Annotated in this window: 16 protein-coding genes; 6 read left to right on the forward strand and 10 right to left on the reverse strand. The window is 65.4% G+C overall.

Annotated elements, in window-relative coordinates; translation table 11 throughout:
* Positions 1–189 precede the first annotated feature (189 nt).
* Entirely contained in the window at positions 190–1,272 is a 1,083-nt protein-coding gene (locus EPD80_RS02130) for an MraY family glycosyltransferase (protein WP_142809033.1), read from the forward strand.
* A gap of 8 nt (positions 1,273–1,280) precedes the next feature.
* Here the strand turns inward: EPD80_RS02130 and EPD80_RS02135 are convergent, their stop codons facing one another.
* Genes EPD80_RS02135 through EPD80_RS02145 form a run of 3 tightly spaced genes read right to left on the reverse strand, consistent with a single transcriptional unit; the run spans position 1,281 to position 3,498 of the window.
* The gene (locus EPD80_RS02135; RefSeq protein WP_142809034.1) at positions 1,281–1,550 is read right to left on the reverse strand and encodes a hypothetical protein; all 270 of its coding nucleotides are present in this window, start codon (positions 1,548–1,550) and stop codon (positions 1,281–1,283) included.
* Positions 1,547–1,975, reverse strand: coding sequence for a DNA polymerase III subunit chi (locus EPD80_RS02140; protein ID WP_142809036.1), 429 nt, complete (start codon positions 1,973–1,975; stop codon positions 1,547–1,549). Before EPD80_RS02140 ends, EPD80_RS02135 begins: the two co-directional genes overlap by 4 nt.
* Before the next feature lie 8 nt (positions 1,976–1,983).
* Complete coding sequence (locus EPD80_RS02145) at positions 1,984–3,498, reverse strand: leucyl aminopeptidase (protein WP_142809038.1); 1,515 nt, start codon at positions 3,496–3,498, stop codon at positions 1,984–1,986.
* A gap of 25 nt (positions 3,499–3,523) precedes the next feature.
* Here EPD80_RS02145 and lptF point away from each other — a divergent pair, with 25 nt between their 5' ends.
* Together lptF and lptG are read left to right on the forward strand one after the other, a co-directional pair.
* Positions 3,524–4,570 (forward strand): LPS export ABC transporter permease LptF, encoded by a 1,047-nt coding sequence (gene lptF / locus EPD80_RS02150; protein ID WP_185955366.1) that lies wholly within the window; start codon positions 3,524–3,526, stop codon positions 4,568–4,570.
* On the forward strand, positions 4,567–5,646 hold the full coding sequence (gene lptG / locus EPD80_RS02155; protein ID WP_142809039.1) for an LPS export ABC transporter permease LptG: 1,080 nt from the start codon (positions 4,567–4,569) through the stop codon (positions 5,644–5,646). The genes lptF and lptG overlap by 4 nt, the downstream gene beginning before the upstream one ends.
* 79 nt (positions 5,647–5,725) lie before the next feature.
* Here lptG and rplS read toward each other — a convergent pair whose 3' ends face one another.
* The 5 genes from rplS to EPD80_RS02180 form a co-directional block, all read right to left on the reverse strand.
* Positions 5,726–6,124, reverse strand: a complete 399-nt coding sequence (rplS, locus tag EPD80_RS02160) for a 50S ribosomal protein L19 (protein ID WP_142804425.1) — start codon at positions 6,122–6,124, stop codon at positions 5,726–5,728.
* 63 nt (positions 6,125–6,187) lie between these two features.
* Entirely contained in the window at positions 6,188–6,955 is a 768-nt protein-coding gene (gene trmD, locus EPD80_RS02165) for a tRNA (guanosine(37)-N1)-methyltransferase TrmD (protein WP_142809041.1), read from the reverse strand.
* Between the two features lie 3 nt (positions 6,956–6,958).
* A complete protein-coding gene (gene rimM, locus EPD80_RS02170) occupies positions 6,959–7,471 on the reverse strand; it encodes a ribosome maturation factor RimM (RefSeq protein WP_142809347.1) in 513 nt (170 codons plus the stop codon).
* Positions 7,472–7,487: 16 nt separating this feature from the next.
* The gene (rpsP, locus tag EPD80_RS02175; protein WP_142809043.1) at positions 7,488–7,739 is read right to left on the reverse strand and encodes a 30S ribosomal protein S16; all 252 of its coding nucleotides are present in this window, start codon (positions 7,737–7,739) and stop codon (positions 7,488–7,490) included.
* A gap of 64 nt (positions 7,740–7,803) precedes the next feature.
* A complete protein-coding gene (locus EPD80_RS02180; RefSeq protein ID WP_142809045.1) occupies positions 7,804–8,499 on the reverse strand; it encodes a hypothetical protein in 696 nt (231 codons plus the stop codon).
* Between the two features lie 232 nt (positions 8,500–8,731).
* Between EPD80_RS02180 and purL the strand changes: the two genes are divergently transcribed.
* Positions 8,732–12,652 (forward strand): phosphoribosylformylglycinamidine synthase, encoded by a 3,921-nt coding sequence (purL, locus tag EPD80_RS02185; protein ID WP_142809047.1) that lies wholly within the window; start codon positions 8,732–8,734, stop codon positions 12,650–12,652.
* A 38-nt stretch (positions 12,653–12,690) separates the two neighbouring features.
* Here the strand turns inward: purL and EPD80_RS02190 are convergent, their stop codons facing one another.
* Positions 12,691–13,020 carry a type II toxin-antitoxin system RelE family toxin gene (locus EPD80_RS02190; protein WP_142809049.1) on the reverse strand — a complete coding sequence of 110 codons (330 nt, stop codon included), beginning with the start codon at positions 13,018–13,020 and terminating at the stop codon, positions 12,691–12,693.
* A complete protein-coding gene (locus tag EPD80_RS02195; protein WP_142804432.1) occupies positions 13,007–13,258 on the reverse strand; it encodes a type II toxin-antitoxin system prevent-host-death family antitoxin in 252 nt (83 codons plus the stop codon). The genes EPD80_RS02190 and EPD80_RS02195 overlap by 14 nt, the downstream gene beginning before the upstream one ends.
* A 237-nt stretch (positions 13,259–13,495) precedes the next feature.
* Between EPD80_RS02195 and rimP the strand changes: the two genes are divergently transcribed.
* Positions 13,496–13,951, forward strand: a complete 456-nt coding sequence (gene rimP, locus EPD80_RS02200) for a ribosome maturation factor RimP (RefSeq protein WP_142804433.1) — start codon at positions 13,496–13,498, stop codon at positions 13,949–13,951.
* Entirely contained in the window at positions 13,948–15,420 is a 1,473-nt protein-coding gene (gene nusA / locus EPD80_RS02205) for a transcription termination factor NusA (RefSeq protein ID WP_142809051.1), read from the forward strand. Before rimP ends, nusA begins: the two co-directional genes overlap by 4 nt.
* Position 15,421 lies beyond the last annotated feature (1 nt).

Genomic DNA, 15,421 nt, shown 5'->3' on the forward strand with positions numbered 1-15,421 from the left:
GGGACCCGGCATCAGGTTCAGCTTGCCCGTTTGGCGAACTTCAAATTTCGGTATTTCAGTTGGGTCAAAAGGGGCGATGCGGTATTATCGCAAAGAATCAAGAGACTGCATCTGATCCATGACAAATGAGCACGTATTCAGAGGAATTTTTTTGAAGATGCCATCATGGACGGACGGGAGAAAGTAGCAATGAACGTCCTGCTGACGGCATTTCTGATGAGTTTTTTTTCAGTGCTCTGCTTGATTCGGCTGCATCGTCGCTATGGATGTTTTGCAACGGATGAGTGGGGTGGGGTGCAAAAATTTCACCGCTATCGTGTAACGCGAATTGGTGGGACGGGTGTGGTGCTTGGGCTGGTGGCGGCAGTGGTGCTGCTGTGGCTCGAAAATCGTGGGATCGCCCGCGAGTTCGCCCTGTTGCTGGTGGCGGGCATTCCTGCCTTTGCCGGGGGGCTGGCCGAGGATGTCACCAAACGCGTGGGCGTGGGGGCGCGTCTGCTACTGACCATGGGTGCGGCGGCGCTGGGGTTCTGGCTCCTGGGGGCGGTGCTCACGCGGGTGGACGTGCCGCTCGTCGATGACCTCTTCCGTTATGGGCCGGTGGCGCTGGCAGTGACGGTGGTGGCGGTGGGGGGCGTGGCCAACGCGATCAACATCATCGACGGATTCAACGGCCTGGCAGGGATGGTGGGAGTGATGATCCTCTCGGCGCTGGGGTACGTGGCCTACGTGCTGGGCGATCATCTGCTATGGAACGTGTGCATCGCGAGCGTGGGGGCGCTGCTGGGATTCTTCGTGTGGAACTATCCGCGGGGCTTGATCTTCCTCGGTGATGGCGGGGCCTATCTGGTGGGGTTCCTGATCGGGGAGGTTTCGGTGCTGCTGGTGGGGCGCCACGCGGAGGTGTCGGCGTGGTTTCCCATGTTGCTGGTGGTGTATCCGGTGTTCGAGACGGTGTTTTCCATCTACCGCAAGAAATTCGTGCGCGGAATCTCGCCCGGCGTGCCCGATGGCTTGCATCTGCACATGTTGGTATTCCGCCGTATCGTGCGCTGGGCCGGGGGGCGCGAGGCGGAGGTGCTGGTGCGGCGTAATTCGGCCACTTCGCCCTATCTGTGGCTGCTGTGCTCGGCCTCGGTGATCCCGGCAGTGCTCTTCTGGCGGCACACCTACGTGCTGATGGGCTTCACGCTGGGGTTCGCGGTGCTCTACGTGTGGCTGTACCGGCGCATCGTGCGCTTTCGCACGCCGGGGGTGTTGCGGCGGGGGTGAGCCGCTCGCTACTTCGGCGGCCCCTGTTCCAGCTCGAGCTTCAGCCGGGTGAGGACGCGCGTCTGCAGCAATGCCATCTCTTCGGCGAGGATCTGCGGCAGGCGCCGTTCGATCCAGCGCAGTTGTGCTTCGGCGGCGGGGGTGAGGTTCTGATTGGGCGAGGGTAAGGGGGACGAGGCGCTTGCGGGGTTGGGCGTATCGACCACTTCCGTGAGGAGCGGCAGGTCGTCGACGGGTAGCGGCGGGGCGGTGGGGGAGGGGTCGTTGGTCGGAGTCATGGGGTCGGGGCCTTGCGGGGGATGGCCTGGACGTCGTGTCCTTCGGTGCGGTAGCGACGAAAACGTTCTCGCGCGGGGGCTTTGTCGTTTTCCTGGGGGCCGACGATCTCCAAAACCCATTCGCTGTTCCGATCCAGCTCGGGATGGGAGCGGGCGAGCTGGATGAGGACGGGGCGCGGCGGGATGGGCGCTTCGGCCGTGAGGAGGACGATGGGGGTTTGCCCGGCGAGCGGCGAGGCGGCGGGGACGTTGGGCAGGAAGGCGCCGGATTCCTGGGTCCAGAGGCGGTGGGCCAGGGTGGCGAGCATGGTTTCGTCTTCCAGGCGCACGGCCACTTTTTGCCCGGCGCGGTAGGCGCGGGCGGCGAGCTCGTAGGCGAGCGCGAACGGCTCGGGCACGTCGTAATAGAAGCGGACGTGCGCCATGGGAGGAGTCAGTCGGCCTGACGCCGGGCGGCGGCGCGCTCGAGGAGGAATTCGACGAGCAGCGGCACGGGGCGGCCGGTGGCGCCTTTTTTCTCGCCGGAGCGCCAGGCGGTGCCGGCGATGTCGAGATGCGCCCAGGGGACGTTTTCCACGAAGCGGGCGAGGAAACAGGCGGCGGTGATGGAGCCGGCGGCGCGGTCGGTGCTGACGTTGGCCACGTCGGCGAAATTGCTCTTGAGCGCTTCCTGGTATTCGTCCCACAGCGGCAGCTGCCAGGCGGGGTCGGCGGCGCGCTCACCGCTTGCGAGGAGTTCGCGGGCCAGAGTGTCGTCGTTGGCGAGCAGCCCCGTCGCTTCCTTGCCGAGGGCGATGACGATGGCGCCGGTGAGCGTGGCCACGTCGATGAGGCATTCGGGGTGGTATTCGCGCTGGGCGTAGGTGAGGGCGTCGCACAGGATGAGCCGCCCTTCGGCGTCGGTGTTGAGGATTTCCACCGTGCGGCCAGCGAGGGTGCGCACGACGTCGCCCGGGCGGGTGGCGGTGCCGCTGGGGAGGTTTTCGGTAGCGGGGACGATGGCGACGACGTCGAGCGGGAGCTTGAGCCGGGCGACGGCTTCCAGGGTGCCGAGCACGGCGGCGGCGCCGCACATGTCGAATTTCATCTCGTCCATCTGGGCGGCGGGCTTGAGGCAGATGCCGCCCGAATCGAAGGTGATGCCTTTGCCGATGAGGACGATGGGGCGGCGTTTGCGGCGTTTCTCGCCGCTGCCGCGGTATTCGGCCACGATGAATTTGGGGGGTGTCTTGCTGCCGGCGGCCACGGCGAGGAAAGCGCCCATGCCGAGGCGTTCGGCATCCTCGCGCTCGAGCACTTCGACTTTTAGATCGTAGGCCTTGCCGAGTTCGAGCGCCGTTTCGGCGAGTTTGGCGGGGGTGCAGAGGTTGGGCGGGAGGTTGCCGAGCTCACGGGCGCGTGCCATGCCGGCGGCGATCGCCCGGCCTTCTTCGAGGGCGGCGAGTTCGTTGGGCGTGAGCGGCGTGGGCAGCGGCAGTTCGATGCGCTCGGCGCCGCGTGGTTTCTTGCCGTTGGTGGTTTTGGTGGCGTCGTAGGTGTAGGTGGCGTCTTCGAGTGCCGTGGCCAGCCGGCGCAGGCGTTCGGTGAGCGTGGTTCCGGGCACTTCGATCTCGGCGAGCGAGACGACGGCCGTGCCGACGGGGCCGTTGGCGAGCGCCGCGGCGGCAGAGCGCACCGCTTTCATCCAGGCGCGGCGGTCGAGCTTGGCGCGCGGGCCCAGCGAGACGACGTGTAGGCGTTCGGCGTCCAGCCCCGGGAGCGTGGTGTAGGTGTGCAGGCTTCCGGCTTTGTCGAGATCGGTTTCTTCTTTCAGGAGCGCCGAGAGCTTGCCTTTGGTGAGCTTGTCGAGGTGTGTGACGAGCAGGGTGGGCTCGTCGGCGAAGACGGGGAGGACGAAGGAGGTGGCAGGGATTTTTTCGGCGGGTTGGACGTTTATGGTAAATTCCACGGGCTCACTCCTCGTAGTCGATCCGATGATCTTTCGTCGAAGCATTTTAGCCGAGATCGTACAGAACGCGGCGATGGCGGCCTTTGGGCTGCTTGCCGTGGCCTTGACCGTGCTCGTGGTGCGGCTGGTGGGGGAGGCGGCCGGCGGTCAGATTCCGGCCGATCTGGTGTGGACCTTCTTGGGATTGAGCGTGATCGGCCAGTTGCCGCTGGTGCTGGTATTGGGCGGATTCGCTGGGGTGTTGCTGACCATCCAGCGTTTGGCGCGGGATTCGGAGTGGGTGGTTTGGCGTGCGGCCGGGGTGTCGCGCGTGGGCTTTTACGATCCGTTGCTCTTTTTCGCGCTTCCCTTGGCGCTCTTGGTGCTGTGGATCACGATGTGGGTGTCGCCTTGGTCGGAGCGGCAGCGTGCAGAGCTGTTGGCGAGCGCGGCGGCGCGCGACGAGACGCAGAGCGTGGCGCCGGGGGTGTTTCGCGAGTCGGGCGATGGGCGGCGGGTGTTCTTCGTGATGCCGGGCCAGGATGGACGGCAACAGGTGTTCGCGCGCTTGCGGCGAGAGGAGCGCAGTTCCGTGATCTTTGCGGCCGATGCCGAACTTTTCCAGCGGGACGAGGCGCAGTGGGTGCGTTTGCTCGACGGGCGGCGGTACGAAGAAGGGCAGACGCCGTTGGCGTTTCGCATCGAGCAGTTCGAGTGGCAGGAATTGCGTTTGCAGGCGAAAGCGGGCGAGTCACCCAGATTCCGGATGAAGGCGATCCCTTTGCCTGAGTTGCTGGCCGAGCCGGGGCGGCAGGCATTGGCGGAGCTCGCCCGCCGTTTGGGCTTGCCCTTGGCGGTGTTGCTGCTCGTTGCGATGGCTTTGCCGCTGGGTGAGTCGAGTCCGCGTACGAGCAAGGGGTACGCCTTGGTGATGGCCGTGCTCGTGTTCGTGACGTACACGAATTTCATCAGCGTGAGTTACGGGTGGATTGCGCGGGGTCGAATGGAGTTCTGGTCGGGGTTGATGTTGCCGCACGCGCTGGCTGCGTTGGCCTGGCTCGGCTTGATGGTCTGGAGGAACAGACGGGGATGAGCGTGCTGTCACGCTGGATCGTGACGGAGGTGTTGCGGGCCACGGCGGTGGTGACGGCCGTGTTCATCGCACTCTTTCTTTTCTTCGATTTCGTCGATCAGCTCGATGATATCGGACGTGGGGCTTATGGCCTGAAAGAGGCCGCGCTCTATGTCGTGTTGCGGCTTCCGTCTCGTTTGTACGAGTTGCTACCCATTGCGCTGCTGGTGGGAACGCTGGCGGCGCTGGCGCAGCTGGCGCGGCATTCGGAGCTGGCGGTGCTGCGCGCTTCCGGAATGTCGGTGGGTGGGCTGTGGCGTATCCTCGCCCTGGCGGCGCTGATCCAGGGCGTGATCATTTTCGCGGTGGGGGAGTGGCTGGTGCCTCCGGCGGAGCAGACGGCGCGAAGTTTTCGTTTGCAGGCGATGGGTGGAAGCGACTTTTCCACGGACATGCGCTCGGGCTTGTGGATCCGTGAGGGGGAGGATTTCCTCAACGTGCGTCGCCTGGGGAGTGATGGACGGCTGCGCGAGCTGGAGATCTATCGTTTCGGGCCGGATCGGGTGATGACGGCGATCGACCAGGTGAGGGAGGCGGAATTCGATCCCGTGCAGGGGGTGTGGCGTTTGAAAGAGGTGCAACGGCGTCGGCTCGCGCCCGAGAGGATCACGGCGGAGTCGCTGCCGGAGCTCGAATGGAGCACGGAGCTCACGCCCCGTGTGCTGGCGGTGCTGATGGTGGAGCCGTACCGCATGAGCATCGGCGCGCTCTACACGTTCAGCCGGCATCTCATACGCAATGGACAGAACGCGGATCGCTATTTGCAGGCCCTGGGACGCAAATTGGTCTATCCGCTGACGGCCTTGGTGATGGTGACATTGGCTTTGCCCTTTGCCTTGGGGCATGCAAGAGGCGCTCCGATCGGTTTCAAGGTGTTCCTGGGGACTTTGCTCGGAGTGGCCTTCCACTTGCTCAATTCCCTCGCGGGCAGCCTGGGGGTGCTCGCGGGGTGGTCGCCCTGGTTGGCGGCTGCGCTGCCCGCGATGACCTTCACCTTGCTCGCCCTGGCGATGATGCATTGGGTGGAGCGACGCTGAGGAGGACATGAAAGAAAAAGGCCCGTGCGGGCCTTTTTCCTTTTCTCCGTGCGTTTCGGCGCGGTAGACGCCGGCGGGCTTACTGCTCGGATTGCTGGGCCGCGCCTTCGCGGTTCTTGCGCACGATCTTTTCCTTGATGCGGGCGGCTTTACCGCTGCGCTCGCGCAGATAGTAGAGCTTGGCGCGGCGCACGTCGCCGCGGCGCACGACCTGGATCGAGGCGACCAACGGGGAATAGAGCTGGAAGGTACGCTCCACGCCCACGCCGGAGGAGATTTTGCGCACGATAAAGGAAGAATTGAGGCCGCGGTTGCGGCGGGCGATGACCACGCCTTCGAATGTTTGCAGCCGCTCGCGGTTGCCTTCTTTCACCTTGACCTGCACGGCGACGGTGTCGCCGGCGCGGAAGTCGGGGATGGACTTGTCGGCGGTGAGCCGGGCGATTTCTTCGCGTTCGATCTGTTCGATCAGGTTCATCGGGAACTCCTGGTAGCAAAAACGCCCCTCGAGGGGGCTGGTTGCGCACAGAGCAGCCGGGTTTCAGGCTGATGCGTCGCGTTTCTCTTCTTGCTCGAGTTCTTCGAGCAGGCGCGATTCTAGCACGGAAAGGGGGCGGGAGGCGAGGAGATCGGGGCGCAACGTCCGGGTGCGGCGCAGGCGTTCCTTGAGGCGCCAGCGTGCGATCGCTTCATGGTTGCCCGAGCGCAGCACTTCGGGCACCGCTCGGCCTTCGAAGACTTCGGGGCGGGTGTAGTGGGGGTGATCGAGCAGGCCGCCGACGTAAGAGTCGGCTTCGGCCGACTGCGCGTCGCCCAGCGCCCCGGGCAATTGGCGGATCACCGCGTCGAGCACGACCATGGCGGCGAGCTCGCCGCCGGTGAGGACGAAATCGCCGAGGGAGAGCTCTTCGTCCACTTCGGCTTCGATCACGCGCTGATCGATGCCCTCGTAACGGCCGCAGAGCAGGATGAAAGACGGGCGTGCGGCAAGCCGCATCACTTCGGCGTGATCGAGGCGCTTGCCTTGGGGCGAGAGGTAGATGACCGGACCGGGGGTGCCGACCGCGCGGATCTGCTCGGTGCGAGCGTGGCGCAGGGCGGCGGTGAGCGGTTCCGGGCGCATGAGCATGCCGGGGCCGCCGCCGTAGGGGCGGTCGTCGACACGCCGGTGGGGATCGTCGGTGAAGTTGCGTGGATCGTGGAGCGCGAGTTCGTAGAGGCCGCGTTCGTGCGCACGCCGGGTGACGCCGTACTCGGTCAGCGCAGCGAACATGGCGGGGAAGATCGTGACTACGTCGTAGCGGCGCATCGACTACCAGTCGGGGTCCCAGTCGACGGTGATGCGGCGCCCGGGCAAGTCGACGTCGAGCACGTAGGCGCGCACGAAGGGGATGAGGCGGGTGCGATCGTGCGCTTCGTCGCGCACGGAGAGGACGTCGTTCGCTCCGGTGGCGATCAGCTCGGCGACGCGGCCCAGCGCAGCGCCACCTTTCGTATGCACCTCGGCACCGATCAAATCGCCCCAGTAGTATTCGTCTTCTTCGGTTTCGGGCAGGGCCTCGCGTGGCGCACCGATGTACCACCCCTGGTAGGCTTCGGCGGCCGTGCGATCGTCGATGCCGGCAAACTTGACGATGAGCCCGCGGCCGTGCGGACGAAGCTCGGCGAGCGACAGGGTCTGCCAAGATTCCGAGGGAGCATCGGGGGCGGGCGCGACCCACCAATGGGGCATTTCGGCCCAGGAACCGGGGTCGTCGCCGTATGCGTGGAGTTTGAACCAGCCTTTGATGCCGAACGGGGCGACGAGGCGCCCCAGGACGACGATGGCCATGGAGCGAGATTCAGGCGGCGTTCTGGCGCGCTTGCTTGACGAGGCGGCGCACGGTGGGGGAGAGCTGGGCGCCGTGGCTGGTCCAGTAGTCGAGGCGGGCGAAATCGATGGAGAGGCCTTTTTCGTTGCCGGAGGCGAGCGGGTTGTAGTAGCCGACGCGTTCGATGAAGCGACCGTCGCGGCGATTGCGCGAATCGGTGACCACGAGGCTGTAGAAGGGGCGCTTCTTGGCGCCGCCACGGGCGAGACGGATGACGACCATGTGTGTTCCTCGATGTACGGTGGTGATCGAAAACCGCGGATTATACGAGGTTCGAAAGGTCGAATCAATGCCGTTCGATCGAAAGGTGCCGACGTAATCGCTCGGGCGTGGTGTATTCGATCACGGTACGGCCGCGCTCGGTGCGCAGGATGTGGATGCCGCGTTCGGGGTAGAGATAGTGTTGAACCTTGGTTTCTTCCTCGAGCCACTGGTGGGCCGGTGAGCCATACCGTTCGCGCAATATGGCCTCGTCGATTTGCGCTTTGGGCAGGAACGTGATGAGGGTGAGGGGAAGCCGGGATAGCCTGGAGAGACTTTCTGGGCCGACCTCGACCTTGCGGGCGCCGCTGGCGGTGGGTTCGGCCCGGCCGTGGCGGGTGAATTCGCGCGACAGCGCCTCGGGATCGCCGGAGAACCGGAGGATGAGTTTGCCTTCGATTCGTCCGACGATGAAATCGGGGTAATAGGCTTCGAGCACGGGTGGGTTTCCGGGGCGTTCGAGGATCGCCCACTGACCGCCTTTGCCGAGGTGCTGAAGAACGTCGGCAACGGTGCTCGAATCGAGGACGAGACCGAAAACGGACGGGCGGCCAGCCTCGTCGAACGTGATGCTCCAGGGGAGCGGAGGCTCTTTCGTCGGCGTCTGGACCGTGGTGGGGGGGTGCCATAAGAGCCGCACCAGCGGGGTGAGTACGATGGCGATCAGGGTGAGCCCGAGGATCCAGTAAAGCTGGCGCACTCGAATCTTTCTTCTACTCATGTCGATTGGCGTGGCTCCGATCAGAGAGGGTTCGCTGCACGGTGCGGTGTGCCGATCTGTGCCCGTACGCGGGAGGGGGAACATGCGGCTGTCTTGGGCGCTTCGTACCGAGGCTCGGCGCGACGGTCGTTCGAGGCGGCTCCCCTATTCGCCATCATAGACGAAGCCGACCAGGAAATAAAGGGCACGGCAAACGGTATAATTCCCGTTTCCGGTTCGTTGGCGGTCATTCATGAGCGAAATCGTCTCGTTCGCAGGGGGCGCTGCCTGGTCGGCGCCGAGGTTGCAGCGTCTGGCGCGGCGTTTGGCCGCGGCGATCGGCCGGGAGGCGACGCTGTCGGCGCAACAGTGGTTCTGGGCCGAGTGCGAGGCACCGCTCGATGCGCTCGCCCGCGGGCGCCTCATGGAGCTGCTGGCGGCGCAGCCGGCGCCGCCGGAGTCGCCGGCGGACGTGCTGGTGGTGCTGCCGCGTTTCGGCACGATCTCGCCGTGGTCCTCCAAGGCCACCGACATCGCGCACCAGTGCGGGCTTTCGGCGGTGCGCCGGCTGGAGCGGGGCATCGTCTATCGGCTGGAGGGGTTCGGGCGGCTTGCCGCGGCGCAGCGCGCGGCGGTGGAGGCGCTGCTGCACGATCGCATGACGGAATCGGTCGTCCACGATCCGGCCGAAGGGGCGAGGCTCTTTGCGCATTTTCCGCCCAAGCCGCTCGAGACGGTGCCGCTCTTGCAGGAAGGGCGTGCAGCGCTGGAGGCGGCGAACCGCGCGATGGGTCTGGCGCTCTCCGATGACGAGATCGACTATCTGCTCGACGCCTACCGGCGCATGCGGCGCGATCCGACCGATGTCGAGCTCATGATGTTCGCCCAGGCCAATTCCGAGCATTGCCGGCACAAGATCTTCAACGCGCGCTGGGTCATCGACGGTCAGGAGCAGGAAAAGTCCCTCTTCCAATGGATTCGCGATACGCACGCGGCGCATCCCGAAGGCACCATCGTGGCCTATGCCGACAACGCGGCGGTGTTCGAGGGGCGGGAGTGCGAGGTGCTGCATCCCGATGCCGACGGCGTGTGGCGTGCCCATCGTGAGCGCATGCATTTTCTCGGCAAGGTCGAGACGCACAACCATCCCACGGCGATCTCGCCTTTCCCGGGTGCGGCCACGGGCGCGGGCGGCGAGATCCGCGACGAGGGGGCCACCGGCCGCGGCGCCAAGCCCAAGGCGGGGCTTGCCGGGTTCACCGTCTCCAACTTGCATTTGCCCGACTTCGAGCAGCCCTGGGAGCACGCTCATGGGCGACCGGGGCGCATCGCTTCGCCCCTGGAGATCATGATCGAGGGGCCGATCGGGGCAGCGGCGTTCAACAACGAGTTCGGCCGCCCCAATCTCGCCGGCTATTTCCGTACCTTCGAGCTCGAGGTCGACGGCGAGGTGCGCGGCTACCACAAGCCCATCATGATCGCCGGCGGGGTGGGCGCGATCCAGGCGCGGCAGGCGAAGAAAGTCGGTTTCGCGCCGGGAACGCTGCTGATCCAGCTCGGCGGGCCGGGGATGCTGATCGGCCTGGGCGGCGGGGCGGCCTCTTCGGTGAGCGCGGGCACGAACGAGGCGGAGCTCGACTTCGCCTCGGTGCAGCGGGGTAACCCCGAGATGCAGCGCCGCTGTCAGGAAGTGATCGACCGCTGCTGGCAGCTCGGCATCGACAATCCCATTCTCTCCATCCACGACGTGGGGGCAGGGGGCCTGTCGAACGCCTTGCCCGAGCTCGTCGATGGGGCCGGCCTGGGGGCGCACATCGAGCTGCGCGAGATCCCGATCGAGGAGCCGGGCATGAGCCCGCGCGAGATCTGGTGCAACGAGGCGCAGGAGCGCTATGTGTTGGCCGTGGCGCCGCAGCAGCTCGAGCGCTTCGCCGCCATCTGCGCGCGCGAGCGCTGCCCCTTCGCTGTGGTGGGCGAAGCGAGCGAGGACGGCATGCTCGTCGTGCACGATCGGCTCTTCGGCAACGATCCGGTGCGCATGGAGATGGAGACGCTGCTGGGCAAGCCGCCGAAGATGGTGCGCAACGTTTCGCGCCGGGCGATCCACCTTCCACCCTTCGATCTCACGCCGATCGCGCTCGACGAGGCGATCGAGCGGGTGCTGGCGCTGCCGTCGGTGGCGAGCAAGAAATTCCTCGTCACGATCGGGGATCGCACCGTCGGCGGCTTGACGGCGCGCGACCAGCTGGTGGGGCGCTGGCAGGTGCCGGTGGCCGACGTGGCGGTCACCTCGGCCGATTTCACGGGATACGCGGGCGAGGCCTTTGCCATGGGCGAGCGCACGCCGCTTGCCTGCGTCGATCCGGCCGCCTCGGGGCGCATGGCGGTGGGCGAGGCGATCACCAACCTCGCCGCGGCCGACGTGGCCGAACTCACGCGGGTGAAACTCTCGGCCAACTGGATGGCGGCGGCGGGGCATCGTGGCGAGGATGCGCGGCTCTACGAGACGGTCGCGGCCGTGAGCCGCTTCTGCCAAAGCGCGGGGCTCGCGATTCCGGTGGGCAAGGATTCGCTCTCCATGAAGACGGCCTGGCGCGAGGCCGACGGCAGCGAGCGCGAGGTGGTCTCGCCCGTGTCGCTCATCGTCACGGCCTTTGCCCCGGTCGAGGACGTGCGCCGCACGCTCACGCCGGAGCTCGTGCGCGAGGGCACGCGCGAGACGGAACTGGTGCTGATCGACCTGGGCGAGGGCAAAAACCGCCTGGGAGGCTCGGCGCTCGCCCAGGTGTATGCCTCGGTGGGCGAGCAGGCGCCCGACGTGCGCCCCGAGACGCTGACCGGATTCTGGCACGCGCTGCGGGCACTGCGCGCGCGCGGCCTGGTGCTCGCTTACCACGACCGCTCCGACGGCGGCTTGCTCGCCTGCGCCGCCGAGATGATGTTCGCCTCGGGCTGCGGCCTTTCGCTGCAGCTCGACACGGTGGCGATCGGCGGCGCCTGCCTGGACGTGGATTCGACCAAGCGATCCGACACCGTGCTGGGACGGCGCAACGACGCGGTGCTCTCGGCCCTCTTTGCCGAGGAGCTGGGAGCGCTCATCCAGATCGAGCGCGACCGGCGCGAGGAGGTGCGCGAAATCCTGCGCGAGCACGGCCTCGTGCATCATTTCGTCGGCACCTTGAACGACCGCGACGAACTGCGCCTGTGGCACGGCGGGCAGCTTCTCTATGCCGCCCCGCGCACGGCGCTGTGGCAGCGCTGGAGCGAAGTGAGCCGGCGCATCGCGCGCTTGCGCGATGACGAAACCTGCGCCGAGGAAGAGTTCGCCGCGCTCGCCGATGCCGAGGACCCCGGCCTTTCCTGCGCGCCTACTTTCGAGATGGACAAGGCGCCCATGGTGGCAAGCGGCGCGCGCCCGCGCGTGGCCATCCTGCGCGAGCAGGGGGTCAATAGCCACGCGGAAATGGCCGCGGCGTTTTCCCGGGCCGGGTTCGAGGCCGTGGACGTGCCCATGACCGATCTCGTCGCCGGTCGGCGCCGGCTCGAGGAATTCAAAGGAATCGCCGCCTGCGGAGGGTTTTCCTATGGTGACGTGCTCGGAGCCGGGGCGGGTTGGGCCAAGGCCATCCTCTACAATGAAACGCTGCGGGCGCAGTTCGCGGCGTTCTTCGCGCGCGAAGACAGCTTCGCTCTGGGAGTATGCAACGGCTGCCAGATGATGGCGCAACTATCGCCTATCATCCCCGGGGCGGCGCACTGGCCGCGTTTCGTGCGCAACCGCAGCGAGCAGTTCGAGGCACGCTTCGTGATGGTGGAGGTGCTGGAGAGCCCTTCCATCTTCTTCGCGGGGATGGCAGGCAGCAGATTGCCCATCGTGGTGAGCCACGGCGAGGGACGCACCGAGTTCGCCTCGTCCGAACAGGCTGCCAAGGCGATCGCGACGCTGCACTACGTCGATCACCGCGGCGCCCCTACCGAGCGCTACCCCTTCAACCCGAACGGCTCCGCAGGCGGCACCACGGGCTTCACCACGCCCGATGGCCGCTTTACCATCCTCATGCCGCATCCGGAACGCGCTTTCCGCACGGTGCAATGGTCCTGGGCGCCACCTGGCCTGGGCGAGGAATCGCCATGGTTCCAACTCTTCCTCAATGCCCGTCGCTGGGTGGGTTGAAAGAGCCGCGAGCGCGCGCCATCGCAGAGGGGCTGGCACTACCTATCTACAATCAATCGCTCGATGGCCGCGCGATAGGCAACCATGTCCTCGCGCTTGGCGATGGCCAGCACCAGCACGACCAGAGCATCGTCCTCGACCTGATACACCAGTCGGTAGCCCTGCTTGAGCAGTTTGATCTTGTAGCAGTCGCGCAGATCCCCGTGCAATTCCGCGCCGGGGACGCGCGGCTGCTCCAATCGCTTCTCGAGTAGTTTCTTGAAGACGGCTTTGAGGCTGCCGTCCAGGGCGTTCCATTCCTCTAGCGCTGCGGGCAGAAACTTCAGGCGATATTTCGTTGCCCTGGCCGAAGGATCAGAGCTCGTCAAGATCCACCTCGACGGCGCTGTCCTTCATGGCCAGACGTCGGCGGGCTAAATCGACCAAATCGCGGTCGGCCAACTCTTCGACCAGCGCCTCGAAGAGCTTGGGAGTGATCAGGTAGAAGGCTGGACGGTTGTGGTTGAGTACCGCCACGGGCTTCTCGCCCGCGGCGCGCAGCACCCGTGCCGGGTTGCGCTTGAACTCGGACATGCTGATGGAGTAGTTGGCGTAGATTGCATCCATGATGCGTTCCCCTCAAAGTAACGGCTACGAATATAGCTCTAAATATAGCGCTTTTTCGAGAAGTGTGGAGCGTGTCGATCTAATATCTTGTAGAAACACTCTCTCTTGTAAAAACCCCCTCGATGGTGCTATAGTTCGTCATCTCGTCCGGGCAAACTTGCTAAGTTGCCCGGATTTCCGGTTGGTAAGCAAACGGAAATGGGCTCTTCTGGCCCATTTTTTTTTCTTGGGTGAAACATGGTGGATCTGGAAGCCTTGGTCGAGCAGGTGGTGTCAGGCATGGGGTTCGAACTCGTCGATTTCGAAGTCTCGCCCCGGGCGCGCATTCTGCGCGTGTTCATCGACATCGAGCGCGGTGTCACCGTCGATGACTGTGCGGCGGTGAGTGATCAGCTGCAGCGCGTGTTCGAGGTCGAGGACATCGACTACGACCGTCTGGAAGTCTCCTCGCCGGGGTTCGACCGGGTACTGAAGAAACCACGCGATTTCGCCCGTTTCGTCGGTTCCCAGGTCCAGCTCAAGCTGCATGAGCCCTGGCAGGGGCGCAAGAATCTGAAAGCGGAACTGCTGGGTATCGAAGAGGATCGGGTGCGCGTCTCGAGCGACCTGGGAGAACATGAATTCGCGTTGGCGGAGATCGACCGGGCCCGCCTCGTCCCCCAATTCGACGGTTTCGGAGGTAAGAAACGATGAGTCGCGAACTGCTGTTGTTGGTCGATGCGCTGGCCCATGAAAAGAACGTCTCCAAGGATGTCGTCTTCGCTGCGCTGGAAGCGGCGCTCGTCTCCGCCACGAAGAAGCATCTCCACGAAGACGCCGACGTGCGCGTGGAGATCGACCGTTCCACCGGCACGTACCGCGCCTGGCGGCGTTGGTTGGTGTTGCCCGATGCCGAAGTGACCAACGACGAGCGCGAGATGGGGCTCATCGACGCGCGCGAGATCGATCCCGACATTCGCGTGGGCGAATACTACGAGGAAGAGATTCCGGTGCAGGATTTGGGGCGGATCGGAGCGCAGACGGCCAAGCAGATCGTGCTGCAGAAGATTCGCGACGCCGAGCGCGAGCAGATCCTCGAAGAATTCCTCTCGCGCAAGGAAACGCTCGTCTCTGGCACCATCAAGCGCATGGAGCGCGGCAACGCCATCGTCGAAATCGGTCGGCTGGAAGCGCTCCTGCCGCGCGAGCAGATGATTCCGCGCGAGGCGCTGCGCGTCGGCGACCGCATTAAGGCGGTGGTCATCCGCATCGATCGCAGCGGCCGCGGGCCGCAGCTGATCCTTTCGCGCACCTCGCCCGAGTTGGTCGTCAAGCTCTTCGAGCTGGAGGTGCCGGAGATCGAGGAGGGGCTCATCGAGATCAAGGGCTGCGCCCGCGACCCCGGTCTGCGCTCCAAGATCGCCGTGCATTCGAAGGATCCGCGGCTCGATCCGGTGGGTACCTGCGTGGGCATGCGCGGCTCGCGGGTGATGGCGGTCCGCAACGAGATCGCCCAGGAACAGATCGACATCATCGTCTGGTCGCCCGATCCGGCGCAGTACGTGATCGCGGCGCTGCAGCCGGCCGAAGTGCTCTCCATCGTGGTCGACGAAGAAAAACACGCCATGGACGTGGTGGTCGACGACGCGAACCTCGCCATCGCCATCGGCCGCGGCGGGCAGAACGTGCGGCTCGCCTCCGAGCTCACCGGCTGGACCATCAACCTGATGAGCCAAGCCGAGTCGCAGCAGAAGCTGGAAGAGGAACGGCAAGCTTTGCGCGTTCTCTTCATGGAGAAACTCGACGTGGACGAGGAGCTTGCCGATCTGCTGATCGACGAGGGCTTTTCCTCGCTCGAGGAGATCGCCTACGTGCCGCTCTCCGAAATGCTGGCGATCGAGGGCCTGGACGAAGAGACGGTGCAGGCGCTGCGCGAACGCGCCCGCACGGCGCTGCTCTCGGAAGCGATCGCCATCGAGGAGGCGATCGAACAGGTGGAGCCTGCACTCCTTGAGCTCGAAGGGATGGACAAGGATTTGGCCGTGAAGCTCGCTCGCCAGGGTATCACCCGGCTCGACGATCTGGCGGAACTGGCGACCGACGAGCTCGCCGAATTGACCGGCATCGACCATGAGCGCGCCGCCGATTTGATCACCAAGGCGCGTGCCCATTGGTTCGAGTAAG

The sequence above is a fragment of the Tepidiphilus olei genome, assembly GCF_006980705.1.
GTDB classification, from domain to species: Bacteria; Pseudomonadota; Gammaproteobacteria; order Burkholderiales; family Rhodocyclaceae; genus Tepidiphilus; species Tepidiphilus olei.